The organism is Streptomyces sp. NPDC058221, from assembly GCF_042882365.1.
Lineage (GTDB): Bacteria > Actinomycetota > Actinomycetes > Streptomycetales > Streptomycetaceae > Streptomyces.
In genome coordinates this window covers 1-25,727 of record NZ_JBHVWF010000049.1, presented here as the reverse complement: position 1 = coordinate 25,727, position 25,727 = coordinate 1, and the positions used below count along the sequence as shown (strand labels likewise).

Below are 25,727 nucleotides of genomic sequence, written 5' to 3'. Positions count from 1 at the left end.
GGTGTGCCGCCGTATGTTTCTCATGTCGCCAACGGCACCGGCCAGGAGGAAGCCGGTAACGGAGGCGACACCACAGAGACTTACGCGTCGGCCTGCCAATGGTCGGCCGATACCGAAGGGGTACACCATGCCGAACGACACCATTCTGAAGGCCGCAGTCGACACCCAGATCGCCGTCACCGGCTGGCGCAACACGGTCGTCCGGCGGATGACGGACCCCTCGCGCTCGAAGGGTCAGACGGCGTTCGAGTACCTGGGCATCATCCTGGTGGTCGTGGCGATCATCGGTGGTATCGCGGCCTCGGGCATCGGCGGGGACATCAAGAAGAAGATCAGCGAGCAGGTCGACAAGGTCAAGGCCGGCTGATCCTGAGCCGCAAAAGCGCCGACCGAGGGCAGGCCTTCCCCATCTACATCGTGATGGTGGCGGGCCTGCTCTTCGTCGCGTTCGCTTTCTTTGCTGTCGGTCAGGCCTCCGCCACGCGCAACGGCGCACAAGGTGCCGCGGACGCTGCCGCCCTTGCTGCCGCCCAGGACGCCCGTGACGGGCTGGGGCCGCCTTTCCTCGCCGCTCTGCAGAACAACGCGCTCGACGAATTCCTGCGTGACTACCGGTATGGCCCGATCCCCTGTGTCCAGGCCCAGCGCCTGGCCTCGGACAACCGCGCGGATCTCACCCGCGACGGCCTGGGCCGCAGCGGCTGCTCGTGGGACATCGGCTACCTGCAGGACAAGGTGACCGCCGAGGTCAAGACCCGTTACACGGTGGGCTCCTCGGTCATCCCGGGTACGGCCAAGAAGCATGCCACCGCGCATGCCACGGCCGTGATCGAGTTCCGGTGTTCCTGGAAGGCCAAGGACGCGCCGGGTACCGGGTCGGGCTCTGATGACGACGAGGGTGAGAAGGGTGACAAGGGCGACAAGCCGGATCTCCCGGTGCTCACTTTCGACTGCGACGGCCGGGACGGTGTCGATATCGACCCTGCCGATCCGCAGCCTTGGGCGGAGCTGGGCAAAACGCTCTTCGCCGTGCACCTGATCGACTGACAGCAAATAAGGAAACGAGGAACGGTATCCATGAGCATTCGGCGTACTACGAAGGCCCGAAGGGGAGCCACGGCCGTCGTGATGGCAGCTGCTTTGGCCCTCGCCGTGGCCGGCTGTGGTGGGGACGACGGCGGCGAGAAGACGGCGAAGACTCCGTCCTCCGAGAAGTCCGGCAGCAGTGATGGCAAGCAGCAGGACACAGCCGCAGGTGAGCAGACGGACCCCAACGCGAAGCTCGCCGTCCTCAAGGGCGCGGACTCGATGGAGTACACCGTCACCTCGGTGGTCCGCGACAACGGTGGATTCGTCACCGTGACCGGTCAGATGAAGAACACCGGTTCCGAGAACTTCTACGGGGTGCCCTCGTGGCGCGGCAATGAGAAGGAGATTCTGCTCGGCAGCGGTGACGCGGTCAGCGGCGGAACCCTCGTGGATCAGCAGGGCAAGAAGCGCTACTACGTGCTGCGTGACACCGAGGGCCGTTGCCTCTGCTCGACCGGGATCTCGAAGATCGAGGCCGGCAAGTCCATCCCTGTCTTCATGCAGTTCCCGGCTCCGCCTGAGGGCACCAGCCAGGTCAACCTGTCGATCCCGACCTTCGACTCTGTCGCGATCAAGATCTCCGGGTGAGTGCCGACATGACAGAGACTCACCGGAACCGTTCCCTTTCCCGACTGACGCTGACGGCCGTCACCGCGGCCGTCATTCTGGCCGGAGCGAACCTGGCCACGGCCGGCTTCGCGGCGGCGGATGAATCCCCGAGCACGCCTCCTGGGACCGAGGAGTCGGCGGACCCGCCCGTCAAGGTGGATGCCAACGACCCGGACCTGAAGATGCCCGAGGGCGGCACCCTCGCGCCGGCGAAGGTCCTCAACATCAAGTCCGTGGTAGAGGACATGGGCGGCGAGGAGCGGCGCGAGGACACCAACTCCACCGTCAAGTTCGCCCTCCAGGCCGAGGTGCTTTTCGGCAAGGACAGCGCGAAGCTGAGCAGTGCGGCCAACTCCCGTATCTCGGCCATCGCGGACGAGGTCACGAAGCAGAAGGCCACGAAGGTCAGGGTCTTCGGGTTCACCGACGACCTCGGCTCCTCGGAGCACGGCGACGTGCTGTCCAAGCAGCGTGCCGAGTCGGTGAACAAGGTGCTGTCCAAGGAGCTCGGCTCGACCGTCACCTTCGAGATCCGCGGCTACGGCGAGCAGTACCCGATCGCCGACAACAGCACGGAAGAGGGCCGCAAGAAGAACCGCCGCGTGGAGGTCTCCTTCCCGCGCGGCAGTTCCTCCTGAGGCACCGCGCCTTTGGGTGGCCCGGACTTCGGTCCGGGCCACTTCGGCAGTGATCGCTGGCACCGTGGTTTCGCAGGCGAACGCCTGCGAACCGGGGGGTGCGGGATGGGAATCGCTGCTGTGACCGTGAGTGTCTGCCGTCGAGATGGCACGGCTGTGGAGGATCGGGCGTGCGCGACAACTCCCCAAGCCTTGGGCGGGGTTCGTAGGATGCGTTCGTGGCGCGATTCGATGTGGTCAAGGCGACGTTCTGGGGCGAGGGCCGGTACGGGGTGCAGCCGCCGTTGACCGACGCGGTTGTTCAGGGCGCCGAGCGTCGGCTCGGTGTCCGTCTGCCTGCTTCGCTGCTGGAGATCCTGCGGGTCCGGAACGGCGGTGCGGTGGCAGAGTCGTGGAACGCGTTCCCGACCGATGTGCCGACGTCGTGGAGCGAGGACCACGTTCCCCTCGACGACATGATGGGCATCGGCCGTCACGGTGGTCAGTCGTCCTTGCTGGACACTGCCTATCTGGTCGAGGAGTGGGGTCTTCCGTCGCCTCTGGTCCTGTTGTCGGGTGATGGCCACTGCTGGATCACTCTCGACTATCGGTTGTGCGGGAAGCGCGGAGAGCCTTCCGTGACGTGGTTCGACGTGGACGACGGCACGGAGCTCCCACTGGCTGTGGACTTCCAGGCGTTCGTTGAGCGTCTGACCGCGGCCACGTCGCTCGACTCCGCTCGACTCCGATGATTCGGACGGTAACCGTCGGCGTCATGATCTCGTTCCGGCCGAGCCTGCCGTGTGCGCGGCGCCGGGACAGGAACGTGGGAATCAGCGGATGCCGATGCTCTGCGCGGTCCGGCTGCGGGGGTACGTGCGTATCAGGCGTCGGGTTCGTCCTGGCCGGGTAGGAGCGCTTGCCGGTGCGAGAGGGTGATGCGGCGCCGGGCCGTGTCGATGCCCAGGATCTTCACGGGGAGTGCGTCGCCGACTTGGACGACCGACTGCGCACGGTCTGCGTGTCCGTCGCCCAGTTCGGTGTTGTGCACCATCCCCTCGAAGCCGTTCTCCTTCTCTTCAATGCGTACGAACACGCCGAACGGCACGAGCTCGGTGACGCGGCCGACGACGGTCTGGCCCACCTGCCCGGCGAGCAGTGGCATCGGATCTTTCTGCAGGGCCCTGAGCGACAGCGACACACGTTCGCGGATCGGGTCCACATCGAGAATTTGGGCGCTGATCTCCTGGCCGACGGTAACGACGTCGGAGGGATGGTCGAAGGGGCGCCATGACAGCTCGGGGATATTGATCATTGCTTCGAAGCCGCCGATGTCCACGAAAGTGACCAAGAAGTCGGCGATCAGGGTCACCCGGCCGGTGACGATCTCACCTCGGTGAAGGGTCTTGAGGAAGGCCCATGTCCGGGTGCTCGGGGTGGCGTCGATCTCCCAGCGGGCTCGTACCACTCCGTCGCTGTCGGGCATGACGGCGGCGAGCAGCGGGACGCGGTCGTCGGCGTACCTGGACAGGATCATCGCGGCGGAAGCGCTGGAGAGACGGGCGGTCAGCTCCGGGAACTCGTCTTCGTCGGCGGTGGCGCTGTGCATCCGCCCGTCTGTGCCCTGCCAGACACACTCGACGTGGCCGTCGGCGGGGAGCGTGGCGAGCACCGCGTCGATGTCGCAGGACAGGTCCGGCCAGATGGCCAGCCGGGCTCGGGGAGCGAGTCCGGCGCGGATCGTGTCGATGTTGTCGGGGGTGAGCCGGTGCCATCGCCCGGAGTTGTAGGCGGACTGCTCTTCCAGGACCCTGGCGTTGGCCCCCGCCATCGACCAGCGCACCTGAGCCCAGAATTCGTCGTCGGCCGGCCGCTGGGGGCCTTCGTCCTCGGCTTCGAAGTCGTACGGCGAGGCATCGATCCGCTCTGGGAACAACCCGAGCGCGCGGGTCCGGGCCACCGCGGTTTCGCAGGGCCGACTGCTGCCGATGTACATGTACTGGTCCCAGCCCACGTGCACCGAGAAGGTGTCCTCCACTTCCAGCCGGCACCAGGCGCCACCGTCGCGCAGCATGACCCGTACAAGATCCATCGCGGTGCCGACCGAGACCTCCGCACCATCGTGGAAACCGTCCGGCCCGGCCGGGAAGACACCGTCCAGCCCGAAGCCGTCCATCGGTGGCTCCAGCCCGAAGTTCACGAACGGCAACGGGAGCTGCGGCTCGCGCACCGCCAGGCGCTCGATGCCGGTGTCCGCGGCGAACGCCTCGATTGCTTGAAGGTAGGCGCCCTCGACCCGGCCGTGGTCGCTGACCGTGTCCTCGGCGCCGGTGTAGCGGCCGTGTTCATCACGGTCGGCGGGGTCGTACTTGGTGACGCGATAGACGTAGGGCAGCACGCCCCCATCTTCCAGCATGGTTCGGACGCGGCAACGAGCACTGCCACTACGTATCGAGGGGCAATCGCTCAGTCCGCGAGTTCCGAGCCGACGTTGTTCCACATGAAGTCGCGTCTCCAGTCCGTCTCGCCGGCAGCCCAGCCGAGCAAGGCGGTCAGGACCCTCTCCTGGGAGATGGTCCGCGTCTGGTAGTGCTCGGCCGCTACGCCGTCCCGGAACTCGAGTTGGTACGTGTTGTCGTCGCGCAGCAGCACCTGGATGTACCAGCTGTCCTCGTTTTCCTCCCCCACGTTCTCCAGGATCAGATGTGCGTTCCCACGATGGAGGTTCGCCAGCATTCTGCCTATTGCCGGCTTCGAGGGCGTCTTCGTCACTCGCCCAGCCGCATTGGTTGCAATCAGCATGGAGTGATCCTCCAGCACGGCTCTGACATTGCCCCGATGAGCACGTCAGTGATGATGAAGCATGCGTCTGGATGACTGGCAACTGACCGAAGACATTGATGACTTCCTGGCCCGTTCAGGAGGCTTCCTGCGCTCGCGCCCGGCCCTGCACAACACGCCGTTGACGGACATCGAGAAGCTGCGGACCCGCGGCGCAAGGGTGGATGGTAGCCGAGCCACCGTCTTCGGTCGGTTGGAGGCAGGAGGTGGTATCCGCGCTATCTTCTATCGCGTTCCCAACGGTCGTCTGACCCTCACCCCGCTCTCTGTCGCGCAGGCCGGCACCCTCGCCAGGCACCTGGCGGGCATCGGCCACTACTTTTCCAGCGTCATTGCGGACCACGACACTGCCCTTGCTTTTGCCGAGGCGTGGCAGCAGCACACGGGCGCAGCGACGGTTCCGTTCTGGCGAGCGCGCCTCTACCGACTCGGCACACTCACCGCTCTGGAGCCGCAGCCGCAGGGCCGGGGCCGGCGCGTGGACGAGGAGGAGCAGGAGCACGTCGTGCGGTGGTGTCGGGAGTTCTGCGTCGATACCACAGAGAGCGTCTCCATCGCCGCTATCGACGCCGGTTCGTGGGCAGGCACGCGTTTCGCGGACAAGGACTTCACCTTCTGGGAGACCTCGGGGGGTGTGCCCGTAGCCATGGCGGGCTCGACGGCGATAGTCGGCGGCCTGGTCCGGGTGGACCCCGTCTACACCCCGGCCCATCTCCGTGGCCGGGGTTACGCGGGTGCCGTGACGGTGGAGGTGAGCAGAGCCGCGCTGGCCGCCGGCGCGACGGACGTCGTCCTGTTCGCTGACCCGACCAACCCCACCAGCAATGCGCTCTATCAGCGCATCGGATACGTTCACGTCACCGACTTCACCGGGTACAGGTTTTCCACCCCCGCACCGGAGACGGGCCAGGCCTGAGGGCGTAAGGACGGAACGACGACTCGCCCGGACGGCAGTGGTAGCCGGGACCTCTGAGCATGCATTCCGGCTCGCTGCGCTTCGCACCGGCGACAACCGCTCAGGACATTGGCCAAGACCTGCTCCAGGGCTCTCGCACCCGCCCCCTCCGCCTCCGTCCCAGGGACGGAGGGGGCCCGTGGCACCATGCAACGTGGGCAGAAGTCTGTTGCTGAAGAAGTGACACCCTCCCGGACGTCATTGATAACGGACGGGCCAACTGGCGCCATGGGGCCTGCCGTGAAAGCCGGACCGTTTGAGTTCGTCACCGGCCGGCAGTCCCAGAACATCCGACACCCATGCAAGTCAGCGTCACGCCAACCGCCGCCTGAGCTGCGACAGGACGGCCAAGCTCCAAGCTCCAGTCCTGACACCGACCGCCTGGCGTACCCGCGGCCGGTGCCGGCGGGGGTGACCGCCAGCCATAGGTGGGCTGCGTCAGTTCCAGTGCCCCGCGGCGGCGGTCTCCGTGACGTAGTCCTCGAACCGCCGGGCCGGGTGGCCGAGGGCTCGTTCCACGCCGTCGGAGACCGCAGAGCCCCGGCCGTCGCGAACAGCCACGAGGAGGTCACTGAGCAGGCGCGCGACATCGGCCGGGACGCCGACAGCGGCCCAGTGCTCGACGAAGGCCTCCGGGGCGATGTCAATGTGACGGACCGTGCGCCCGGTGGCCTCGCTGATGAGGGCGGCCGCCTCACCGAAGCTGATCGCCCGCGGACCGGTCAGCTGGTAGATCTGGCCGCTGTGCCGGTCTTCGGTCAGCGACGCCGCGGCGACCTCGGCGATGTCCTCCGCGTCGACGAACGGCGTGCGCCCGTCACCGGTGGGCAGGGACAGGGCTCCGTCAAGGACCCCCGGCAGCCAGGAGGATTCGCTGAAGTTCTGCGAGAACCAGTCCGGTCGCAGGATGGTCCAGTCGACGCCGCAGCTGCGCACGGCCTGTTCGGCGATTTTGAGGGGGTGACTTTCGTCGGCATCACCGATGCCGTGGGCCGACAGCAGTACCAGTCGATGCACGCCTGCGGCGACTGCCTCGGCCACGAGTCTCGGCATGCGTGCCTGGTGGTCGACATCCGTGCGCAGATTCGGCTCCATGAGGTAGACGGCGGCAACGCCGTCGAGCGCCTGTGCCCAGGTCGTCGGGTCGTCGAGGTCGAAGACGGTATCGCCGTTGGAGCGGGACGCCGTGCGGACCGGCCGGTCGGCGGCCTTCAGGCGCCGGACGATGCGGCGACCGGTCTTGCCGGTGCCACCGAGAACAAGGATCGTTTCCATGCCTCCAGGGAACTCCGGAAATGGAAGACGATCCATGGGAGAACGTCGCAGATACCTTTGTGAGCGTCTAGCGTCGTCGGTATGGACGTTCTGAGTGACGTGCTGCACCGGGCCCGTGCCAGGCACGCTCTGATCAGACAACTGATCCACCGCCCGCCCTGGTCCTTGACCTTTGCGGACGCTCCTCCGCTCACGGTCGTGGCCACGCTCGGCGGCCACGCATCGGTCCGGCTCCACGACTCAGACGCCCCTCCGGCTCTCCTGACCTCGGGCGACATCGCCCTCATCACCAAGACCGGCCGGTACACGATCGCGGACCACCCGAGCACCCCACCTCAGGCTGTGGTCCATGAGGGAAAGAAGCACGTCCTCGGAGGAGGGGCAGAGGAGGCACGTACCCATCACAGTCTGGCCCCCCGCACCTACGGCGACGGCCTGCCCGGCGCCACCACCATGCTCCGGGGCGCGTACGAATTCCGCGGCGACGTGGGCGACCGCCTGCTGGACATGCTCCCGCCGCTGTCGGTCGTGCCCGCCGGACCCCGCACTCGTGCGGCGCTGGACATGCTCGCCGCCGAAGTCGCCCGCGACGAACCCGGCCAGGACGCCGTCCTGCACCAGCTACTGGACCTCGTACTAGTGCTGGCGCTGCGGGCATGGTGCGCCAATACGCAGACAGCGCCCCCCTCCTGGTACCGGGCGCTGACCGCTCCCGCCATCGGCGACGCGTTGCGTCACCTGCACGAGGAGCCCGCCCGCCGGTGGACGGTCGCCGAACTGGCGGCAGGCGTCGGGATGTCGCGCGCTGCCTTCGCCGCACGCTTCACCAGCCTGGTCGGCGAGCCACCGCTCACCTACCTCACCGGGTGGAGGATGATCCTGGCGGCGGACTCACTCCGCGATACGGACGCAACCGTCGCAGCTGTGGCCCGCGAGGTCGGGTACGAGGACGCGTTCGCCTTCAGCGTGGCGTTCAAGCGCGCCCGCGGAGTCAGCCCCTCGGTCTGGCGTCGGCAGACGCGCTGACCCCCATGCCTCCACGCCTGACCGGGTGAACAGACGACAGGTCCTGCTCAGGGCGCTGGACCGCCTCGTGCCAAAACGAGTTGCGCGCTGCCATCAACACATCAGGGCTCCGCCGGGCGATGCCGGCCGGGCTGAGCCGACAATTGGCCCGGATCTGCACCACCCTCGGAAGCCAGAACCCTCTCCACGCGTGGATCATGGGTGAGCTATCCTGCGCGCATGCGCGGACAGTTCACCGGCTGGCCGGAGCAGGCCATGGACGTGTTGTGGCAGCTCCAGGGCGAACCGACCCACGCGACCCGCGAGCGCTACCGCGCGGACCGCGAACGCCTGGTCCGGCAGCCGATGATCGCCCTGCTCAACGAGGTCGCGGACACCGACCCCCGGTACGAGGACTTCTCCGTCTGGCACTACCGCACCGACTCCTGGTGGTGGCAGCACCAGAGCGCGGTGATCCGGCTCGGCCGCAAGATCGAGATCGGTCTCCGGTTCTCCCTGGACGGCCTGCGGATCCAGGGCGCCTGGTGGTACCCCGATCCCGGCCAGGTGGACGCGTTCCGCAAAGCGGTGGCCTCCGAGGGGAGCGGCCGTGAACTGTCCGCCATCGTTGAGGAGGTGCGGAAGAAGGGCTACGACATTTCGGGGGACGTGATGAAACGCCCTCCGCGTGGCTATCCGACAGACCACTCCCGTACGGACCTGCTGCGCCACCGTTCTCTGATCGCGGCCCGTCCCCTCGGCTACGAGGAGTGGCTGCACACCCCCGAGGCGGTCGACCGAGTGCTCTCGGCCGCCGCCGACCTGGACGCCCTGCTGATGTGGCTGGTCCGCCATGTGAAGTCTGCCGCCTGACATCACGAGGGCCCCGCGCGGCACGGAAGGAACGAGGCCCTGCCGTCGATCGGTTCGGCTGAGGTCGACTTCCTACAGCAGGTGGTCGGCCTTGCCGGCTTTGATGTCGCGGATCATCTGCTGGAGCGACTCGCGGCTGTCGGTGAGGAAGCGTTCCTCGGAACCGGCGACGGCGATGTAGCTGTTGCCCTGGTCATCGGTTCCGATCCGATAGCAGGAGTTCCCTTCGCCACAGAATGACTCTTCCCATATGACGTCCGGCACCGGTCATCTCCTCAGAGTTGGCGTGCGATGTTGTGGATGAAGTCCTGCGATTTGCCTGGCGGGAGCGCGATTCCTTCCATCCAGTCCAGGTGGGCCCGGTACTTCGCCAACTGCACATCCGAGTGCACAAAGTGCGGTCCGTGCGAGTTGTCGATCTGCACGGTGTCGAGCTGCGGCACCGGCCCCTCGGCGTACAGGACTGTCTGCCCGGCTCCGGGGAATGCTCCCGCATCGAAGGGGACGACCAGAAGCGTTACGTTGGCCTGTTCCGACCGCTTCAGCAAGTGTTCGAGCTGGGCACGAGCAACGCTCCGCCCACCGAACTGCATGCGGAGCGCGGCCTCGTGGACGATGCCGGTGTACGGCGGTGACGCATCCCTGTCCAGAACCTCTTGGCGTTCCACGCGATGGGCAAGCCGGAGCGCGATCTCGCGCTCCGGAAGCTGGGGAATCACCACTCGGAAGAGAGTAAGGGCGTGGTCCGAGGTTTGGAGAAGGCCCGGGATATGCATCGAATACGCGGCTCGCATGCCGAGTGCGTGCTCCTCCAGTTCGGAGATGTCGAGCAGGCCTGGCGGCAGTGCGCCTCGATACTTCTCCCACCAGCCGCGGCCGCCGGGGCGGGCCATCTCGACGAGCCCCTTGAGGTACGCGTCGTTCGTACACCCGCAGTTCAGGGCCAGTGCGTGCAACCGATCCGCACTGATGGGCCGGGCACCAGCCTCGATATTCGAGATCTTTCCCCGGTCCGTGCCGAGCAGGACGGCCGCAGACTCGGCCGAGACGCCGGCCGATGTGCGCATCCTCCGGAGCTCGGAACCGAGCCGTTTCTGACGTTCGGTAGGAGACGTCCTGGCTGCCATGCCGTTCCTTTCCGCAGGCGATCAACGGCAGTCTGCCGCGTGAGTGCACTGCTCGACCACGAAAGGGTTCAATCACCAAGGGGCGGGGGTTAATTTACCCTCCATGCGCTACGTTAGGTAACGCACCGCTCACGCAGCGCCGAGCAAGAAGTGCATCGCGCGGTCCTGCCCGCATCCTCCTTCCCTGGGAGGGGCGGTCCCGCGCCAGGGAGACAGGCCACTGCTCGTCCGTCAAGCGAAGCCACTCGTGCGCACCCATGAGGAAGAGAGATACCGCCAACTCGCCACCCTTATCAGGGGAGTCAGCCATGAACTCATCTCCGCTCACCGTGCTCTGCCCGGTCGCCGCCGAGACGCGCGCGCCGGATCCGTACCTGTATCCGCCGCATACCACGCCCCGGAGGGGAACGCAGCCCTACCTCCGTCCGAGGGGCCGCACGAGGCCGGAGCTCTCCCTGAGCTTCACCCTCCCCGGCGACATCCGTAGCGCATGCATCGCCCGTACTGCGACCGCCGCGGCGCTGGAGGCGCACGGGCTTGCCCCGTACGTCTGGCCGGTGACGTACGCGGTGACCGAACTCGTCTCGGTTACCGCCCGCATGAGCCCCGGCAGGGAGCTCTATGTATCCCTGCGGCACCGAGACGAAGCGGTCCGTCTCCTGGTCTGGGACCAGCACGAGCACCCGCACCACGCCGAGCCCGACCTCACCGCCCTCTGCGAGGCACGGCGCCGACGGGCGCTCTGGTTGCTGGCGGCTGTGGTGGAGGACTGGGGAGGCCAGTGGGGGATGTGCGAGGCGACGGAGCCGCAGCGGGGAACCAAGTCCTGGGCGGCTTTGCCGCGTTGACGTGGGCGTGCCATTGGATCCCCTCATCACGTTCTACTCAAAGGCGGTCCACATACTGCATGCGGCCCATCCTGCGATGGTGAAGTGGAGAGGTCGGCGGCCGTTGCCTGTCAATTGTCTAGCTCGGTGATGGCAAAGGATCACCGGGGCATGACCGTCGCATTGGTTGCGGATACCGCGAACCACCGCTTCCCGTCTCCGTATTCCGACCCCGACGGGTCCATGCCCCCACGCGGCCGCACCGCCGAGGAAGTCTCCGTCGTGCAGTGTCTGCAACGGCAGCGGCATGGGCTCGTCGTCGCTCTTCCGGTTGATCGGCGCGGCCATCCCGGCGGCCGCTCGGGAATGGGTCCAACTCGACTACTGGGGTGGACAGTTGGCCCTAACCGGCCTTCGCGGCGTCTTCGATGCGGAGTCGCGGAGACCCATGATGCTGTCGGGCTCCCAGGATGGGGCGATCGGAAAGCCCTCGCCCGTGATCAGGGTCCATTCCTCAGTGCAGGCAACCTGCCCTTGCTCGTCAGCTCGGTCTTCGGCAGGGGTGGGCGATCTCGAACGTCTCGCCTCCTCGGGCGGTCATGCTCGCGGAGTGGACCTTCCGTCGGACGAGGGAGGGGCTGGAGTGCTCGTGACTCGCGTATTTTCAGGTGGCCGCGGACCACTACCTCTACGTCACCGTGTGGCGCGATGTTGAGAAGCACCACCGCTATGTACCTCTTCGGCGGCAACTGCCAGGTCATAGGGCGCCGACGCGGCGCGCCCGGGAGGCAGATGGCTGGCCCAGCAGACGGAACGCTCACCCCGCGCGGGGCGGGGCTTTCGTGCACGAGTATGTCGCCTGGTGCAGACATGGGCCATGTGGCTCTTTACCATAGCAATCCAATGTGAGCGCCCTTCCGGTGGCGGGCTTCCCTGTGCGTCATGAGCGCCAATGGGGCGGGCTCGCTCCGCGCAGGCACAGGCGAGGGAGTGCTCTCGTCGGCCTGGTCCCGAGGTTCCGGTGTTCAGTGATCGACCCCACTGCAGAGGGAGTTTGGGACATGCGCCCGCGTGCGGGTCGCTGCTGACCGGTGGCAGCCACTGTCTTGGGCGGCTGCGACTGGGGCGGGCGTGTCGCGGCGGGCGAAGTGCGGCGACAAGAGGCGATTGCCGACGAGACATTGCGTGTGCGAATATCTCATTCCGAGAGTGGGGTCGGTGGCTGGGTGGGCAGGTGCCGTACTGCCTGACGACGGGAAGGTGCGCATGGCGAGCGAATTTGTGGCGAGGGTGTCCTGCGGTCCATGGTCGGAGCCGCTGGGAAGTCCAGCCGAGGCGGGGATGCTGAAGCCCGTGCCTGCATCCGAAGCTCGGCCGCGGCTGAACCCGAGTTCAATGAGCTCCGGGCTGTCGCGGACAGTTCAGGGATCGGTCTCGACACTCATCGTCGCGGTCAGGCCGAGTGCGGCCGGCCAGGGCGCGCCGCTTCTGATCGCCTCGTCGGCTGTTCTGTTCCCGACTGCGTCGATGTGGCGTGACATCGCCAACACGCACACGGTGGCACTGAAGTTGGGTTCTTGGCCCAGAGCTGATGTGGTGCTGCGTCGCACGGCAGTGCGTCGCTTGCGTCCGAGCGTGACAGGTTGAGGTCGGACATGTCCACTTTAGGTTCCGTCCCCGAGCATGGCGGCACTTGGCAGCCACCAACGTCGGCGCGCCGCGACATGCCGCAACTCCTGAGGGTGGCTCGCATCCTCATCCATGTGCTATTTGCCGTCACGGTGTTCGGCGGCATTGGCCTGCTGCTCTCGGCGGCCGCGGCCGATGTACTCGACGGCACACTCCTCGCCCTGGCACTGTATGGTGCCGCGCCCGGAGTCACCGGCTGGGTACTGGTGCGCAGGATGTCGAGCGGCGGCGTGTGGCTGTGGCGCGGCCTGCTCGCAGTGCAGGTGTGGTTGCTCCTGGGGGGCCTGTCCAGTCTCCGGGATGGATCACTCCGCGGGCTTACTCAGATGTTCCTGCCCCTGGTGATCCTGGTGTTCCTGACTCGGCCGGAGAGCCGGGAATGGTTTCGGCTGGATGCCCGGGACTGGGAGCGCGGCAAGGAGCGCTCGTTCTCCCAGCCGTGGATGGACACATGGCGGCGGGACCGCGGGCAGACGGCGATGGAGTACCTCGGTCTGATCGCTGTGGTCGCGGCGATCATTCTGGGGCTGGTGCTGGGTGGGGTAGGCGGGCAGATAACCAACGGCCTTCAGTCGGCCCTCTGTTCCTTGACCGGGAGCTCATGCCCAGCCGACGGATCCGACAACAAGGCAGCCGAGGTCGGCGGGGATGCCACGGGCGGGGTCGCGGGACGACCTGGCCCGGACAGCGGTGGACGTGCGTCGGCCGGGGGCACGGGGGGCGCTGGTGACTCGGGCGGCGCGGCCGGTGCGGGCGGTTCCGGCGGCGACGGGGGTGGCTTCTCGGCTGGTGGGTCCGATGCGTCCGGCGGGTCCAACGGGTCTGCTGGGGGCAGCTGGCCTGGAGGTGGGGACGAATCCGGCGGTGCGGGCGGGAACACCGGCCCGAGTGGTACTGACGAAGACTCGGTGACCGCCGTTGAGGTGGAGTCCGACGAGGACAAGAACGATGCGGCCGAGGACGAGCCCGGCTGGGAGGATGACGAGGAGGCAGCCGACGACGGGGGCGACGACGGGAGCTGCTTTTCGGGCTTCGGCGCATTCTTCTCCTGCGCGGGCGACAAGGTCTCGCAGGTCGGTGGTGGGTTGTTTGTCGACGGTATCGGGGGCGACCTCACTGGCATCTGGGATACGGTCACGGACCTTCCCGGCACCTGGGACGGTCTCAAGGGCTACGGCAGCTCGTTGGGTGACCAGTGGTCGAAGGCGACGGACGGCGCCGGCGACAAGTGGAAGAAGGGCGACTACTGGGATGCCCTGACCGACTGGGGCGGCGCCTCCGTGGGCACCGGCGTGACGGCACTCGACGGCATGTTCGTCGGCGATGACGTCAAGGACAAGTGGAACAACGGCCAGAAGACGCGCGCCGCCACCAATGTCGTCTGGAACATCGGATCCCTGTTCATCCCCGGCTACGGCGAGGCCAAGGTCGGACAAAAGCTGGGCAAGCTGGGCAAGCTGGGGAAGCTGGGCAAACTCGGTGAGGCAGCCCAGAAGGCAGGCAAGGCCACCGAGCGGGCGCGGAAAGCTGCGGAGAAGGGGGACGCCGACGGCGCAAAGAAGGCGGCGAACGAGGCACAGAAGCACGCCGACGACGCAGCCGATGAGCTGGCCGGCAAGGGCTGCGTGATCGGCTCCGGGCCGCTGGGCGCCGGACAACGGAAGCCCGTCTACTCAGGCGGCACGAACGCGGCGGGCAGTGTCGGGGCGGCCTACCGTGTTAATGGCACCCCCGTCCTCCTCTTCGCGGAGAAGGCGTGTGACGGGGTCGACCAGGAGGAACTCGACGCAGCCAAGCAGGCGCAGAAGGACGCTGACGCAGCCAAGAGAGTTGCGAAGGAGGCCAGTCGCAAGAAGGTTGCCAAGTGGAAGAAGCCATCCTGGTACGGAGACCTCAAGAACCCGCGCAAGGGCTCCAAGGATCTCGGGGACGGAAAGTGGAAGGCGAAGAAGTCGGTCGCGTACTGGCCGGGCATGGAACGCTGGATGCGCTACCAGGAACAGGTGTCCGGAGTGAAGCGCGGCAAGGAGTACGCCGCTAAGGACCCCAGGACGGGCCGTGACGTCGACTTCGACGGGTGGGACTCCGCCACGCAGACTTACAAGGAAGCGAAGTTCGGATATGGCAAGAAGGTGCGCGCGGACGGGACTCTTGAACCGAAGCAGGCCGAGAAGTTCGTGGAGCAGGCACTGCGCCAGCAACGTGCGGCCGGGGGCAAGCCGCTGGAATGGAACTTCTCCAACAAGAAGGTGGCTGCCGCGGCACAGAAGGCATTCGATGATGCAGATGTGGACGCAATCGTGAAGCACACTGAGGTAAAGAAGTAGACGGCAGAGAAGCGTGAAGTTGGAGACACAGATGTCGAGCGATGTCGTGGTGAAAGCGTCCTGGGGTCCGCGGCCGGAGTCGCCACCAAGGCTGGCGGAACGCTGGCTGGCGACTCTCGGAGCATTGGGGAAGCTGTCGGACAGTGTGGAGGTCGAATGGCGCTGGGACGTTGACGGAGATGATGCAGGTCCGCCCGTCCCCAAGGACGCCGAGGGATTTGCAGCCGCAGTCGAAGCCGGGGGGCCGGAGGAGGATGCCGACATCCTGGGCTGGACGGCCGCTGCGGTCGGTTCCTGGCGCAGTGGTGGCTACGTACGTGCGCGAGTGCGGGCAGGAGGCTCCGACGAGTACACGCCGTTTACTGCTGTGCTCAACCTGTTCCCGGCTGCCGGCGGGCAGCCAGGTCCGCTCGCGGACAGGTTGCCCGAAGTGCTGGCTGCCCTCGCCGATGTTTGGGACGCCGATACCGGGCTGACCTACGACCGAGACTTGTTCAATGCGGTCAAGTCCGCCTACGGGCTTCGCAATTCTCATCCACGCTGCGGGTGGGCGGTGTTCCTTTCGGAGAATCGCGCTGCCCTGGTCCCGGCGGGCCTGGCCCCGCGCCGGATCGAAACCGCGAAGGGAGGGCTTGTCCTGGACTTCGGACGCTCAACCGATTTGGTATTGGCCGCGCAGCGGACGCTGGCCGAGGCAGGAGCGTTGAAGCCCCTACCTGTATCCGGGGCGCGGCCCAAGTGGTGAAGAATCCACTGAAGTTCAAGGAAGTTGTGGATGCGCACCTCGAATTGATCGAGGCGTTGCGGGTAGGTCCGTACGCCCCTCCCTGGCCGGGGTGCGCGGACCCTGGCCGCTCGGCATCCGGCGAGGACTTCGCCGTGGTCGCATTGAAGGTCAGCGAGGACTTCTACGCAGCCGAGGACGACGGCGAAAGCCTGGACGCGGCGTACGAGGAGATGGAGACCGAGCGCTGGGCTGTGGTGCTGGCGCTGGACACACGCTGGGGGCCTCACCGCACCGAGTCCTTGCAGATTTCTGCTGAGCGGGAGGCGGCGGGTCTGGCCGTGCCACCGCCCTTGTGCGCGCTGTGTGAGCTCGGGTACTTCGACGACCTACAGGTGTGGGAATCGGGCGCGCGTGCTGTCGCGGTCGGCGTCGGCCAGATGGACAAGGAGGAACCGATCGTGCTCTTCGCTGTGGTGGCCGGGTCGGCCGGGGCATTCGATCCCACCGATTGACCCGTTTCCCGGTCTGGGAGGTGGAGAGGCAGGCTGCCGTTGTCGCCCAGAACGTCTCGTCTGGATCACTGTGCCGCCAGGTGCCAGCGCAGCACCGGCCGAAGTCGGAGACATTGAGGCACCGTTGCCCAGCACGTCTGGTGGAGCCGTTCACTGTGTCGCTGCGGCGGTGAGCTGCCTCGCGCGCTGGTCTTCGAGCGTCGGGTAGTCCGTGTAGCCCCGTGCGCCGTGTGTGTAGAGGCGCTCCGTGTCCATCGGTGTGGCGAACGGGTCGTTCGCAGCGATGCGCGCGGGCAGGTCGGGGTGAGTGAGGAACGCGCGCCCGAAGGAGACCAGGTCCGCGTGGCCCTGTGCGAGTGCTTGTTCTCCCTGGCGCTGGGTGGTGGGCGCGTGGTTCTCGCCGACGTTGGCGATGAGGGTGCCGTTCCAGCGCGGTCGCAGATCTGCCAGGGCCGGGTAGTCGTCGTTGTCGGTGAGGTGGAGGTAGGCCAGGTCAAGCGGGGCCAGGGCGTTGAGCAGTGCGCGGTACACGGGGGCCGGGGAGCGCTCTGTCATGCCGAATTGTGGGTTACCGGGCGAGAGGCGGAGCCCGAGCCGGTCCGCTCCGATGGCCTCGGCGACCGCGGTGACCAGTTCGACGGCGAACCGGGTCCTGTCGCGTCCGTACGCGTCTGTGCGGAGGTTGGTGTTGTCCGCGAGGAACTGGTGGATGAGGTAGCTGTTGGCGCCGTGGATCTCCACGCCGTCGAAGCCTGCCCACAGGGCGTTGCGTGCGGCGGCCACGTGATCGTCGATCGCGGTCAGGATGTCGTCCTGCGTCATCTCGCGTGGTATGGGCGCCTCGGCCTTGCCGTCCTTGACGTGCACGGGCCCTGGGACCGGCACAGCGGACGGCCCGGCCGGGACGTCGCCGAGCAGCCGTGAGCGCTGGTGCCCCTGGCGTCCTCCGTGCATGAGCTGAGCGAAGATCCGCCCGCCGCGTGCGTGTACGGCCTCGGTCACCACGCGCCAGCCGGCGATGTGGGTCTCGGTCTCCAGCCCAGGGATCCGCCAGCCGCTCTGTCCCCGGCGGTGTGGCCAGATGCCCTCCGTGACGAGGAGTCCGGCTTCCGCGCGCTGCGCGTAGTAGTCCGCGACCACCGGGAGCGGCGTCCCGTCCTCGTGCGCGCGGAACCGGGTCATCGGGGCCATCACGAGACGGTTGGGGAGCGTGAGTCTGCCGGAGGAGTAGGGGGCGAGGAGCGGAGAAGCGGCTGTGTTCGTCATGCGGGAACCGTAGGATCTGACACCGGTGTCAGGTTCAACCCGTGAGTCGAGTGAGGGGCCGGAAACCCAATGAAGATCGGCGAGCTGTCCCACCGTACGGGCGTGAGCGTGCGGTCCCTGCGCTACTACGAGCAGAAGTGCATCCTTGCCTCCGACCGCACGGCCGGCGGACACCGGGAGTATCCGGAGGCAGCCGTCGACCGGGTGATCCTCATTCAGCAATTGCTGGCCGCCGGGCTGAGCGGCGACAAGATCGCGAGTGTGCTTCCCTGCATGCGGGACCACGACGGGGGCCCGGCGGAGACGGCGACTCCCTGGCTGGTCGACCAGCTGGAGGCGGAGCGTAGTCGGATCGACCGGTCGATCGAGGACCTGCGCTACACGCGTGAAGTCCTGGACCAGGTGATCGCGACGGCGGCGGGCTGACGAGCCCGGGGGCCGGCAGACGCCTCCGGGAATTCGCGTCTCGGTCGACCCGCGGGGCGATGAACCACCACTGCCTCAGCCGGTCGGCCACCGCCGCCGAGGACGGGTTCCCCGGATCTATGACTCCCCGGTCCGGGCCGTTCAGCATGTTCGGGCCGAGCCGAACGAACAGCACATGGTCCTGCACGTGTCGGGCGACTTCCAACGGGGCCAGCGCGGGCTCTCCCCTGCGTGATGCCAGAGCTGCGGGGACACCGAGCGGGGGAAGTTGAACTGATCCAACCGGCGGTTCCTGAGGTCTGCCCTGGACCTCCCGCGCATGGTGGAGATCAAAGCGCCCTCGACGACAACCGCCGTTGCTGAGTCGCCGCAGTCGAGCGCCTCCACCGAGTACTCGCCACTGTCGATGATGGATCCGAGTTCCGCGTTGGGGTCGTCGGTCCCGTGCGACTCGTCCCGCCCCGCCGTCCCACGCCCTACGTAGACGGGTACTTCATCCTTGCCGGCAGTGCTGAGGTGGATGTGGACGAAGCGCGACTTCCCCGCCCCCACCTTCTACTCCTTCCCGGACGTTGTACCGGAACACGACTGCACATCGAACCTCGGCCCCACGCGTTCCGGTACTGGACAACCTTGATCAGCTGTTCATGACCACCGTTCAAATTCGGCGTCGAGACGCGTGTCGGTGCGCACCCAGACTTCGCCTTCGGCGGCCTCGGCCGGGGCGTCGACTCGTTCGATACCGAGGAATTCGAGCAACTTGAGCAGTTCGGCTCGTTCAGCTCGGTCATCGCCGACATCACACGAGTCGAAGAAGACGTAGTACTGGTTGCCCGGGTCCACGATGCCCGAATCCCCCCAGATCCGGGCGACTTCTTCGATTGCCGCGGCTTCGGTCGTGATCGCGGCGGCGCGGGTGGCACCGCGAGTCTCCGGCGACGCGTCGAGGTCGGTGAGGTCCGAGAGCCATTGGCCGAAGCGGTTGAGCCCGGCATATCCGTTCTCGAAGAAAAGCATCGCGCTCGGCAGGTAGCGATTGGCTCTGCCGACCTGGAGGTATTCCGACCGAGGTCGGTCCGCCGTTTCGATCCGGGCGATCACACCTCGACCAGGCATGAGCACCAAGCTTTGGCCCGCCGGTGCATCCTGGATGGTGTAGGTGTCAGAGTCTCGATCCCGGAAGAACGCGGAGAACGCTACATAGGCTTCCTGGGGGTCGCCCACGGAGACCTGCTGGTCGTTGCCATCACCGGCAACGAAGACGAACTGTTTCGGTCCGGGGTGGTAAGGGCGTGCCATATATGTCCTTCGTTCAGATGTGATAACTCCGCCGGCGCAGTCGGATCGGAGCAGACAGACCTACCGTTCATCGCCGGCGAATCGCCAGAAGAACTGGCTGCTCCGTGGGTCCCGCCTGATGTGACCGTCGACGCCGCAGTGTGGCACCAAGGTCTGGACTTTTCAGCTTCGTTGATGCGGGTGTTCGTTGAGGCAGGTGCGCCTTGAGGTGCGCTCCCCGCGTTCTGTTCAATGGTTGCTCATGAGGCGTACAGGACTGATCGTGCGATGGTGAAGTGGGGAGGCCGGCGGCCGTTGTCGCCTAGTCGTCCAGCTCGGTGATCGGCTGGTCGGTGATGGCGACCGTCAGGATCATCGGGGCGTCGCCGTCGCATTGGTTGACGGAGACCGCGACCCACCGGTCTGCGGTCTCCGTACCCGGGGCCGGAGGGCCCACTGGGCCCCATAGCGACAGGTCACCCTCGAGGTCCGCGTCGCACAGAGTCTGGAACAGCAGCGGCATGGGCTCGCCCGTGATCTTTCGGTTCATCGGCACTCGCATGCATGCCTCGTGGTGCGGCCCCCATCGACGGTCCAACTCGGCAACCAGGGCAGTCAGGTTGCCCTCGCCTGCCTCTGAGGCTTCTTCAAATGCGGACTCGTAGAGACCTGTGAAGCTGTCGCTCTCCCAGAGCGGGGCGATCAGGAGCCCCTCGCCTTTGATCAGGGTCCATTCCTCAGTGACAGGCAACCTGTCCTCGCCCGTCGGCCCTGTCTTCGGCAGGGGGCGGGTGAGGAGCTCGTCGATGTCGGAGACAGCGCGAGCGATCTCGAACGTCTCGCCTCCGCGGGCGGTCATGCTCACAGCGTGGCCCTTTCCATGGGGTGGGGGAGGGGCTGGAGTGCGCCTGCCTCGCGTAGTTGCTCATTGGCTCGGAGTACGTCGTCGGTGTTGCCGGGCGCCGCGATGTTGAGCAGGATGCCTCCGCCGGGCAGTACTTTGCGGGTGGCCGTGAAGCTGTCGGGAAGCAGGGCGGCGCGTGCGGGGGAGAGATAGCCGACCCAGCCGACGGAAGGTTCGTCGGGAGCGAAGCCGGCATCGTCTTCCAGGGCGTCGAGAACGTCGTCGTTGCTCACGTCACCGAAGTCGGGCTCCCACAGCTCAGCGACGAGGGTGAGGAGTTCGACGTCCGGAACGTCCACACCTTCCGGCGACTCGACGGCGATCGTCATCGTCTGGAGAAGGAACTCCGGGAGGCCCCCCGCCCTGCCGCTCATGCTGACTTTCCACCCGGGTTCGCCTGCGATGACGAGCGGGATTCCGACGCCCGTTCGGTCCGACCAGTCGTTGGCTGCTTCAGCCTCCTGCAGGGCGGAGCGCAACGTGTCCTCGTCAGGTCGCAAGTCCGCGGCGGGGCCGGACGGCCGGACGTGCTTCCACGTCCACATGTCCCCGGCGCCGGAGCCTGAACCGGCGGCCGGCAGAAGCTCGGCAAGCCGGTTCAGGGTCAGCTTCCACCGTCCGGCCAGAGCCTCGGTCGATTCCTCTCGGGGGCCCCAGGCGCCCCGAATGACGCGTCGCATCTCACGCCTCCGTGTTCTCGATTCTTGACGCCGCGGGCCGTCCACGCTAGTCGAACGACACGGGCTTTCTGGGGCCCGCCGGCTTCAATGTGGTGTGGGGGACCGTAATAGGCAGACGTTCCGCCCCGAACGCCTTGCGGGCGGCCTTGGCCACGTTGGGGTCGGAGAAGTGCCGTTCGACGGCATGTCCGCCGGAGGCCTCGACCTGGCGAGTCGCTTCGGCTACGAACTTGTCCCTTCCGGAGTCCGTGAGAGTCCGGCTGTCGCCTTTCACGAGGTAGCTGCCATATCCGTTTCTGGCTTTTAGGAACGTCTGACGGCTGGAGTCCCACCCGTCGCCTACGGGCTTGGCAATTCCCATCCACGCTGCGGGTGGGCGGTGTTCCTCTCGGAGAATCGCGCTGCCCTGGTCCCGGCGGGCCTGGCCCCGCGCCGGATCGAAACCGCGAAGGGAGGGCTTGTCGTGGACTTCGGACGCTCAACCGATTTGGTATCGGCCGCGTAGCGGACGCTGGCCGAGGCAGGGGCGTTGAAGCCCGTCCCTGTACCCGGGGCTCGGCCCAAGTGGTGAAGAATCCACTGAAGTTCAAGGAAGCCGTGGATGCGCACCCCGAATTGACCGAGGCGTTGCGGGTAGTCCGTACGCCCCTCCCCGGCCGGGGTGCGCGGACCTGGCCGCTCGGCATCCGGCGAGGACTTCGCCGTGATCGCATCGAAGGTCAGCGAGGACTTCTACGCAGCCGAGGACGACGGCGAGAGCCTGGACGCGGCGTACGAGGAGACGGAGGCCGAGCGCTGGGCCGTGGTGCTGGCGCTGGACACACGCTGGGGGCCTCACCGCTCCGCGTCCATGCAGGTTTGTGCTGAGCGGGAGGTGGTGGGTCTGGCCGTGCCACCTTCCTCGGGCGCGCTGTGTGAGCTCGGGTACTTCGATGACCTACAGGTATGGGAATCCTCGGATGGCCCCCGGTGACGTCCCACCGCAGGCCGGAGCCGGGTGGGGAATCTCGGTGAGCAGGTCTGGTCACCCCGTGGCGTGGGGGGATATTCAGGAGCCCCATCACCACATGGTTTGCGGTCTCCGTACCCGGGGCCGGAGGGTCCACTGGACCCATAGCGACATGTCGGTGCGCAATGGGGTGGCTAGCGAGGTTCCGCGAGAACGTCCCGGAGTACGTTCTCGAGCGTGACGCGGGCCAGCTCGTGCTTCAAGGTCTCCTCGATGCCCTCGTAGATGCCCTGCATCGCCGGCTGGATGCCGTGACCCACCACGCATCCCTGATCGGGGGTGGTGCGGTGCATCGCGAACAGGGGGCCGGGTTCCACTGCCTCGTACACGTCGAGCAGGGTCATCGACCCCAGCTCGCGCGCCAGCGACCAGCCCGCGCCCACCCCCCGCCGGGATTCCACGAGCCCGGCCCTGCGCAGCTCGCCGAGCAGTCGTCTGATCACCACGGGGTTGGTGTTCGCGCTGGAGGCGATCTGCTCCGAGGTGGCGACCTCGTGGCCCTGGCGCTGGTAGAGGCCGATCCAGGCCAGCGCGTGGGCGGCAATGGTCAACCTGCTGTTGGCGCTCATGAACCCCTCCTCTCGGCAGCAACGCTTTATGTTACGACAGCTCAGTCGTAACAGTGAAGGTTGCAACAAGGTGTCGTAACAATTAGTGTTGCGACTGCTGGGAAGGGCCAATCAACGAGGTGAAAAGAATGAGCAAGTCACTCATGGGCAAGGTCGCCGTGGTCACCGGGGGTAGCTCCGGCATCGGATTCGCGACCGCACGCGCATTCCGCGACGAGGGCGCCACGGTGTTCATCACCGGTCGCCGCAAGGACGCGCTCGATGCCGCGGCCGCCGAGCTCGGACCCGCCGTCACGGGCGTGGTGTGTGATGTTTCGGTGCCCTCGGACCTCGATGCGTTCTACGGCACCGTGCGCGACCGGGCCGGTCGCATCGACGTGCTGGTCGCCAACGCCGGCATCGGCACCGCGGCTCCGTTCGGCGAAGTGACGGAGGAACTCATCGACTCGCTGTTCGCCACCAACGTCAAGGGAACGATCTTCACCCTGCAACAAGCGCTGCCGCTGCTCAGCGCCAACGCTTCGGTGATCCTCACGGGTTCGACCGCCGCGACACGGCCCGACCAGGGACTCGAGGTCTACGGAGCATCGAAGGCCGCAATCCGCAACCTCGCCCGCGGGTGGGCCCTCAGCTCGCGCACGCATGGCTTCCGGGTCAACGTCGTGTCCCCGGGCGGTACGCGCACCCCTGGTCTGCTTGAGTTGGTCCCGCCCGAGGTTCTCAAGCAGGCCGAAGGCGAGGTCCCGCTTGGCCGGCTCGCCGAACCCGAGGAGGTCGCCGCCGTGACGACGTTCCTTGCCTCGGACGCGTCGAGTTTTGTCAACGGTGCCGAGTTCTTCGTGGACGGTGGTTACGCGCAGGTGTGAGCGCTCCCGTGAACCCATGCGAAAATTCCGGCCCCGTTGCTCGGCCGTGCTGACCGTCCCGCCGCACAACCGCGACAGCGGGCAGTTCATTGCCGACTTGGCCGAGGAGGCTCAGTACTGAACGGCCGCGCAGTTCTCGTGCGCTGCCACTCCAGCTGCAACCGCTCCGGCCTCGTCGTCGCACAGTCCTTGACCGAGCCGGGTCAGGAGCCATCACCGCCATCGCGCTCATCCGGCACAGATGATCGCCCTGGGCTCTGCACAACCAGACCTTCGAGCAGGACCTCAATACGGGGCTGGACGTCGCCTACCTCCTGGCCGGGCTCGAAACCCTCAGCTGACCACCGGCTCAGAGGATGGATAACGAGCTCAGTGACAGTCTGCGAAGACCTCGTCGGTGGAGGTGGCGGTGGCGGCGCGTTGGATCCACTGGTCCAGGAGCTGGGAGTCGTTGCAGTCGGCGATCCTCTTGCGGGCTTCGTCGGTGAGGGGGACGCCACGCGCTTCGAGGACCAGGAGGATGCCCTTTGCCTGGCCTTCGACTCGGCCTTCGTCTCGGCCTTCGTCTCGGATCTCTTCGGACATGAAGGATGTGTAGAAAGAGGTATCCACGGCCACCAGGTTCCTCCATTGTTGTGCGGCCGGGCGGTTGCCCAGGCCCTGTGCGGTGAGTTCGGCGATGGGTTCGGTGATGTTGTCCGGCGCCTCGCGCAGCGCGGCGGAGAGCGTTTTCAGTATGGCACCGACGTCCGGATTGTCGGCGTGTGTGATGGCGGCGAGGGTGGCGAGGGCGAGGTCTTTACGGGCCTCGGCGACGTTTGTGATGACGGGCATGTTGTGGGGTCCCGCGACGATGGGGTTGAGGGTGAGGGTCTGCCATCGGGGGACGCCGATGGTGATGGGGGTGGCGGCCCATTCTGCGGTGGTGTGGTCCTGGCAGACGATCAGGAGCAGGACGGGCAGGCCGCCGTATTTGTTGTGCAGGTAGGTGACGTAGTAGGGCCAGCTGGTCGATTTGCGCAGGTCCTTCTTGCCTTGGGCTTCGATGGCGAGGAGGAAGGGGCCGTCGTCCTGCGTTTCGATGCGCAGGAGGGTGTCGACTCGGCGTTCGACGGGGCTGTTTTCGGTGAGGTCTGTGGGCAGGAGGGTGGCCGAGGTGGGTGGTGGGATGTCGATGCCGAGGACTTCGGAGACGCGGGAGAAGAGGCCCGGGTACTCCTGGAAGATGCGGTGCATCGCCTCGTGCGGTGAGCTGACCATGCAGGTGCCGTTTCGGGGTTGGGGGTGGGAGCGGCCGGTCCCTGTCGGGCGCCGTCAGGCCGCTGTTGTGTGCAGGTCCGGGTGTTCGGTTCGGCAGTCGCGGCAGTGTCCTGGTTCCGTTGCGCGGAAGGCGCGTTCGCAGGTTTCGCAGTTCTGGAGGGGGATGACGACGGTCTTGCGGCGCGGTGCGGTGAGGTCTGTGGTGCCGGGGAGTGGGGCGGGGATGCGGGTGGTGATCCGGTGGCGGAGCAGTTTTGCCGGGTGTTTCAGGGGGACCGGGAGGTCTGCTGTGAGGGCGTGGCGGATGGTGTCGGGGTGGGCGTCGCGTTCGAGCCAGGTGGCGACGCCGGGGGTGAGGGTGCGGATGTCGCCCTCGGAGAGGGTGAGTTCGGGTGCATGGCGGCGGAGGTCGGCCAGGAGGGCGGCAGCCGTGCGGTGCAGGCCGTCGGCGGGTGTGTTGTGCGGCTGGGGGAGTGGTGGGGGCAGCGTTGTGGTGGGGGTGGTGGGAGCAGTGGGGGCCGGCACCGGGGCAGGGACAGGAGCAGCGGCCGGGGCGGGCGGCTGTACGGGTTCCGGGGCCAGGAGCGGAGGCGCCTGCGCGGGCCGCGGCTCGGGTGGTGCCGCTTGCGGCGGGGTGGTGGGCCGGGGTTGTGGCGCGGGGATCGTCGAGGTGTCGATGCTGCCCGGCTGGTTGTACGAGACGGTGCGGGTGACCACGCGGCCCTCGGGGAGGCGTACGCGGCTGCGGTGCAGGTAGCCCTTCTCCTCCAACTCGCGTAAAGCGGCGGCGATACGGGCTTCGCTCTCCGGGAAGCGGTCGGTGAGGACCTTGATGCCGACCTTCGCCCCGGCGGGCAGCGACTGGATGTGCACGGCGAGCCCGATGGCGACGAGGGAGAGCTCGTCGTGCTGGGCGAGGTGGTTGCCGATGATCACGAAGCCGGAGGCGTGGCGGGTGTTGACGTGGATGACACCGGATGTCGGTGTGACGTCGCG

At 67.0% G+C, this 25,727-nt stretch carries 28 protein-coding genes; 15 read left to right on the top strand and 13 right to left on the bottom strand.

The window, feature by feature from the left end; genetic code table 11:
- Nucleotides 1-127 precede the first annotated feature (127 nt).
- From ACFVW8_RS17745 to ACFVW8_RS17725, 5 genes are all read left to right on the top strand, one after another.
- Nucleotides 128-367 (top strand): hypothetical protein, encoded by a 240-nt coding sequence (locus tag ACFVW8_RS17745; RefSeq protein ID WP_389690942.1) that lies wholly within the window; start codon nucleotides 128-130, stop codon nucleotides 365-367.
- Nucleotides 364-1,047, top strand: a complete 684-nt coding sequence (locus ACFVW8_RS17740; protein WP_389690940.1) for a pilus assembly protein TadG-related protein — start codon at nucleotides 364-366, stop codon at nucleotides 1,045-1,047. Before ACFVW8_RS17745 ends, ACFVW8_RS17740 begins: the two co-directional genes overlap by 4 nt.
- Before the next feature lie 81 nt (nucleotides 1,048-1,128).
- Nucleotides 1,129-1,677 carry a hypothetical protein gene (locus ACFVW8_RS17735; RefSeq protein ID WP_389690892.1) on the top strand — a complete coding sequence of 183 codons (549 nt, stop codon included), beginning with the start codon at nucleotides 1,129-1,131 and terminating at the stop codon, nucleotides 1,675-1,677.
- An 8-nt stretch (nucleotides 1,678-1,685) separates the two neighbouring features.
- A complete protein-coding gene (locus ACFVW8_RS17730) occupies nucleotides 1,686-2,336 on the top strand; it encodes an OmpA family protein (RefSeq protein WP_389690890.1) in 651 nt (216 codons plus the stop codon).
- Nucleotides 2,337-2,554: 218 nt separating this feature from the next.
- Nucleotides 2,555-3,067 (top strand): SMI1/KNR4 family protein, encoded by a 513-nt coding sequence (locus ACFVW8_RS17725; protein WP_389690888.1) that lies wholly within the window; start codon nucleotides 2,555-2,557, stop codon nucleotides 3,065-3,067.
- A gap of 131 nt (nucleotides 3,068-3,198) precedes the next feature.
- Here the strand turns inward: ACFVW8_RS17725 and ACFVW8_RS17720 are convergent, their stop codons facing one another.
- Together ACFVW8_RS17720 and ACFVW8_RS17715 are read right to left on the bottom strand one after the other, a co-directional pair.
- Nucleotides 3,199-4,731, bottom strand: coding sequence for a S1 RNA-binding domain-containing protein (locus ACFVW8_RS17720; protein WP_389690886.1), 1,533 nt, complete (start codon nucleotides 4,729-4,731; stop codon nucleotides 3,199-3,201).
- 50 nt (nucleotides 4,732-4,781) lie between these two features.
- Nucleotides 4,782-5,051, bottom strand: coding sequence for a hypothetical protein (locus tag ACFVW8_RS17715; RefSeq protein ID WP_389690884.1), 270 nt, complete (start codon nucleotides 5,049-5,051; stop codon nucleotides 4,782-4,784).
- A 127-nt stretch (nucleotides 5,052-5,178) separates the two neighbouring features.
- Between ACFVW8_RS17715 and ACFVW8_RS17710 the strand changes: the two genes are divergently transcribed.
- Nucleotides 5,179-6,072: a GNAT family N-acetyltransferase gene (locus tag ACFVW8_RS17710; protein WP_389690882.1), complete on the top strand. Its 894-nt coding sequence runs from the start codon at nucleotides 5,179-5,181 to the stop codon at nucleotides 6,070-6,072.
- A gap of 477 nt (nucleotides 6,073-6,549) precedes the next feature.
- Here ACFVW8_RS17710 and ACFVW8_RS17705 read toward each other — a convergent pair whose 3' ends face one another.
- Nucleotides 6,550-7,386 (bottom strand): NAD(P)H-binding protein, encoded by an 837-nt coding sequence (locus tag ACFVW8_RS17705; protein ID WP_389690880.1) that lies wholly within the window; start codon nucleotides 7,384-7,386, stop codon nucleotides 6,550-6,552.
- An 81-nt stretch (nucleotides 7,387-7,467) separates the two neighbouring features.
- On the opposite strand from ACFVW8_RS17705, the gene ACFVW8_RS17700 reads away from it, so the two are divergent.
- A complete protein-coding gene (locus ACFVW8_RS17700; protein ID WP_389690878.1) occupies nucleotides 7,468-8,412 on the top strand; it encodes an AraC family transcriptional regulator in 945 nt (314 codons plus the stop codon).
- A 219-nt stretch (nucleotides 8,413-8,631) separates the two neighbouring features.
- Nucleotides 8,632-9,264, top strand: coding sequence for a DUF2461 family protein (locus tag ACFVW8_RS17695; protein ID WP_389690876.1), 633 nt, complete (start codon nucleotides 8,632-8,634; stop codon nucleotides 9,262-9,264).
- Between the two features lie 72 nt (nucleotides 9,265-9,336).
- Here the strand turns inward: ACFVW8_RS17695 and ACFVW8_RS17690 are convergent, their stop codons facing one another.
- Nucleotides 9,337-9,528: a hypothetical protein gene (locus tag ACFVW8_RS17690; RefSeq protein ID WP_389690874.1), complete on the bottom strand. Its 192-nt coding sequence runs from the start codon at nucleotides 9,526-9,528 to the stop codon at nucleotides 9,337-9,339.
- Nucleotides 9,529-9,539: 11 nt separating this feature from the next.
- Nucleotides 9,540-10,391 (bottom strand): helix-turn-helix domain-containing protein, encoded by an 852-nt coding sequence (locus tag ACFVW8_RS17685; protein WP_389690872.1) that lies wholly within the window; start codon nucleotides 10,389-10,391, stop codon nucleotides 9,540-9,542.
- Between the two features lie 308 nt (nucleotides 10,392-10,699).
- Here ACFVW8_RS17685 and ACFVW8_RS17680 point away from each other — a divergent pair, with 308 nt between their 5' ends.
- From ACFVW8_RS17680 to ACFVW8_RS17665, 4 genes are all read left to right on the top strand, one after another.
- Nucleotides 10,700-11,239, top strand: a complete 540-nt coding sequence (locus ACFVW8_RS17680; RefSeq protein WP_389690870.1) for an ATP-binding protein — start codon at nucleotides 10,700-10,702, stop codon at nucleotides 11,237-11,239.
- 1,721 nt (nucleotides 11,240-12,960) lie between these two features.
- Nucleotides 12,961-15,234 (top strand): Tox-REase-5 domain-containing protein, encoded by a 2,274-nt coding sequence (locus ACFVW8_RS17675; RefSeq protein WP_389690868.1) that lies wholly within the window; start codon nucleotides 12,961-12,963, stop codon nucleotides 15,232-15,234.
- Between the two features lie 31 nt (nucleotides 15,235-15,265).
- The gene (locus ACFVW8_RS17670; RefSeq protein WP_389690866.1) at nucleotides 15,266-15,979 is read left to right on the top strand and encodes a hypothetical protein; all 714 of its coding nucleotides are present in this window, start codon (nucleotides 15,266-15,268) and stop codon (nucleotides 15,977-15,979) included.
- The gene (locus ACFVW8_RS17665) at nucleotides 15,973-16,473 is read left to right on the top strand and encodes a hypothetical protein (RefSeq protein ID WP_389690864.1); all 501 of its coding nucleotides are present in this window, start codon (nucleotides 15,973-15,975) and stop codon (nucleotides 16,471-16,473) included. The genes ACFVW8_RS17670 and ACFVW8_RS17665 overlap by 7 nt, the downstream gene beginning before the upstream one ends.
- Before the next feature lie 150 nt (nucleotides 16,474-16,623).
- Here the strand turns inward: ACFVW8_RS17665 and ACFVW8_RS17660 are convergent, their stop codons facing one another.
- On the bottom strand, nucleotides 16,624-17,739 hold the full coding sequence (locus ACFVW8_RS17660; RefSeq protein ID WP_389690862.1) for an alkene reductase: 1,116 nt from the start codon (nucleotides 17,737-17,739) through the stop codon (nucleotides 16,624-16,626).
- 69 nt (nucleotides 17,740-17,808) lie between these two features.
- On the opposite strand from ACFVW8_RS17660, the gene ACFVW8_RS17655 reads away from it, so the two are divergent.
- Nucleotides 17,809-18,165, top strand: a complete 357-nt coding sequence (locus tag ACFVW8_RS17655) for a MerR family transcriptional regulator (protein ID WP_389690860.1) — start codon at nucleotides 17,809-17,811, stop codon at nucleotides 18,163-18,165.
- A 645-nt stretch (nucleotides 18,166-18,810) separates the two neighbouring features.
- On the opposite strand, the gene ACFVW8_RS17650 is transcribed toward ACFVW8_RS17655, so the two are convergent.
- From ACFVW8_RS17650 to ACFVW8_RS17635, 4 genes are all read right to left on the bottom strand, one after another.
- On the bottom strand, nucleotides 18,811-19,464 hold the full coding sequence (locus ACFVW8_RS17650) for a hypothetical protein (RefSeq protein ID WP_389690858.1): 654 nt from the start codon (nucleotides 19,462-19,464) through the stop codon (nucleotides 18,811-18,813).
- 301 nt (nucleotides 19,465-19,765) lie between these two features.
- Nucleotides 19,766-20,302, bottom strand: coding sequence for a hypothetical protein (locus tag ACFVW8_RS17645; RefSeq protein WP_389690856.1), 537 nt, complete (start codon nucleotides 20,300-20,302; stop codon nucleotides 19,766-19,768).
- A gap of 2 nt (nucleotides 20,303-20,304) precedes the next feature.
- Complete coding sequence (locus tag ACFVW8_RS17640; protein WP_389690854.1) at nucleotides 20,305-21,027, bottom strand: hypothetical protein; 723 nt, start codon at nucleotides 21,025-21,027, stop codon at nucleotides 20,305-20,307.
- Between the two features lie 46 nt (nucleotides 21,028-21,073).
- Entirely contained in the window at nucleotides 21,074-21,388 is a 315-nt protein-coding gene (locus ACFVW8_RS17635; RefSeq protein ID WP_389690852.1) for a Tox-REase-5 domain-containing protein, read from the bottom strand.
- 342 nt (nucleotides 21,389-21,730) lie between these two features.
- On the opposite strand from ACFVW8_RS17635, the gene ACFVW8_RS17630 reads away from it, so the two are divergent.
- Nucleotides 21,731-22,000 (top strand): hypothetical protein, encoded by a 270-nt coding sequence (locus ACFVW8_RS17630; RefSeq protein ID WP_389690851.1) that lies wholly within the window; start codon nucleotides 21,731-21,733, stop codon nucleotides 21,998-22,000.
- Between the two features lie 170 nt (nucleotides 22,001-22,170).
- Here the strand turns inward: ACFVW8_RS17630 and ACFVW8_RS17625 are convergent, their stop codons facing one another.
- On the bottom strand, nucleotides 22,171-22,605 hold the full coding sequence (locus ACFVW8_RS17625) for an Rrf2 family transcriptional regulator (RefSeq protein WP_389690849.1): 435 nt from the start codon (nucleotides 22,603-22,605) through the stop codon (nucleotides 22,171-22,173).
- Between the two features lie 128 nt (nucleotides 22,606-22,733).
- Between ACFVW8_RS17625 and ACFVW8_RS17620 the strand changes: the two genes are divergently transcribed.
- A complete protein-coding gene (locus ACFVW8_RS17620) occupies nucleotides 22,734-23,471 on the top strand; it encodes an SDR family NAD(P)-dependent oxidoreductase (protein WP_389690847.1) in 738 nt (245 codons plus the stop codon).
- A gap of 369 nt (nucleotides 23,472-23,840) precedes the next feature.
- On the opposite strand, the gene ACFVW8_RS17615 is transcribed toward ACFVW8_RS17620, so the two are convergent.
- On the bottom strand, nucleotides 23,841-24,731 hold the full coding sequence (locus ACFVW8_RS17615; protein ID WP_389690845.1) for a hypothetical protein: 891 nt from the start codon (nucleotides 24,729-24,731) through the stop codon (nucleotides 23,841-23,843).
- A 54-nt stretch (nucleotides 24,732-24,785) separates the two neighbouring features.
- On the bottom strand, nucleotides 24,786-25,727 hold a 942-nt coding region (locus tag ACFVW8_RS17610; protein ID WP_389690843.1), incomplete at its 5' end, for a helix-turn-helix domain-containing protein.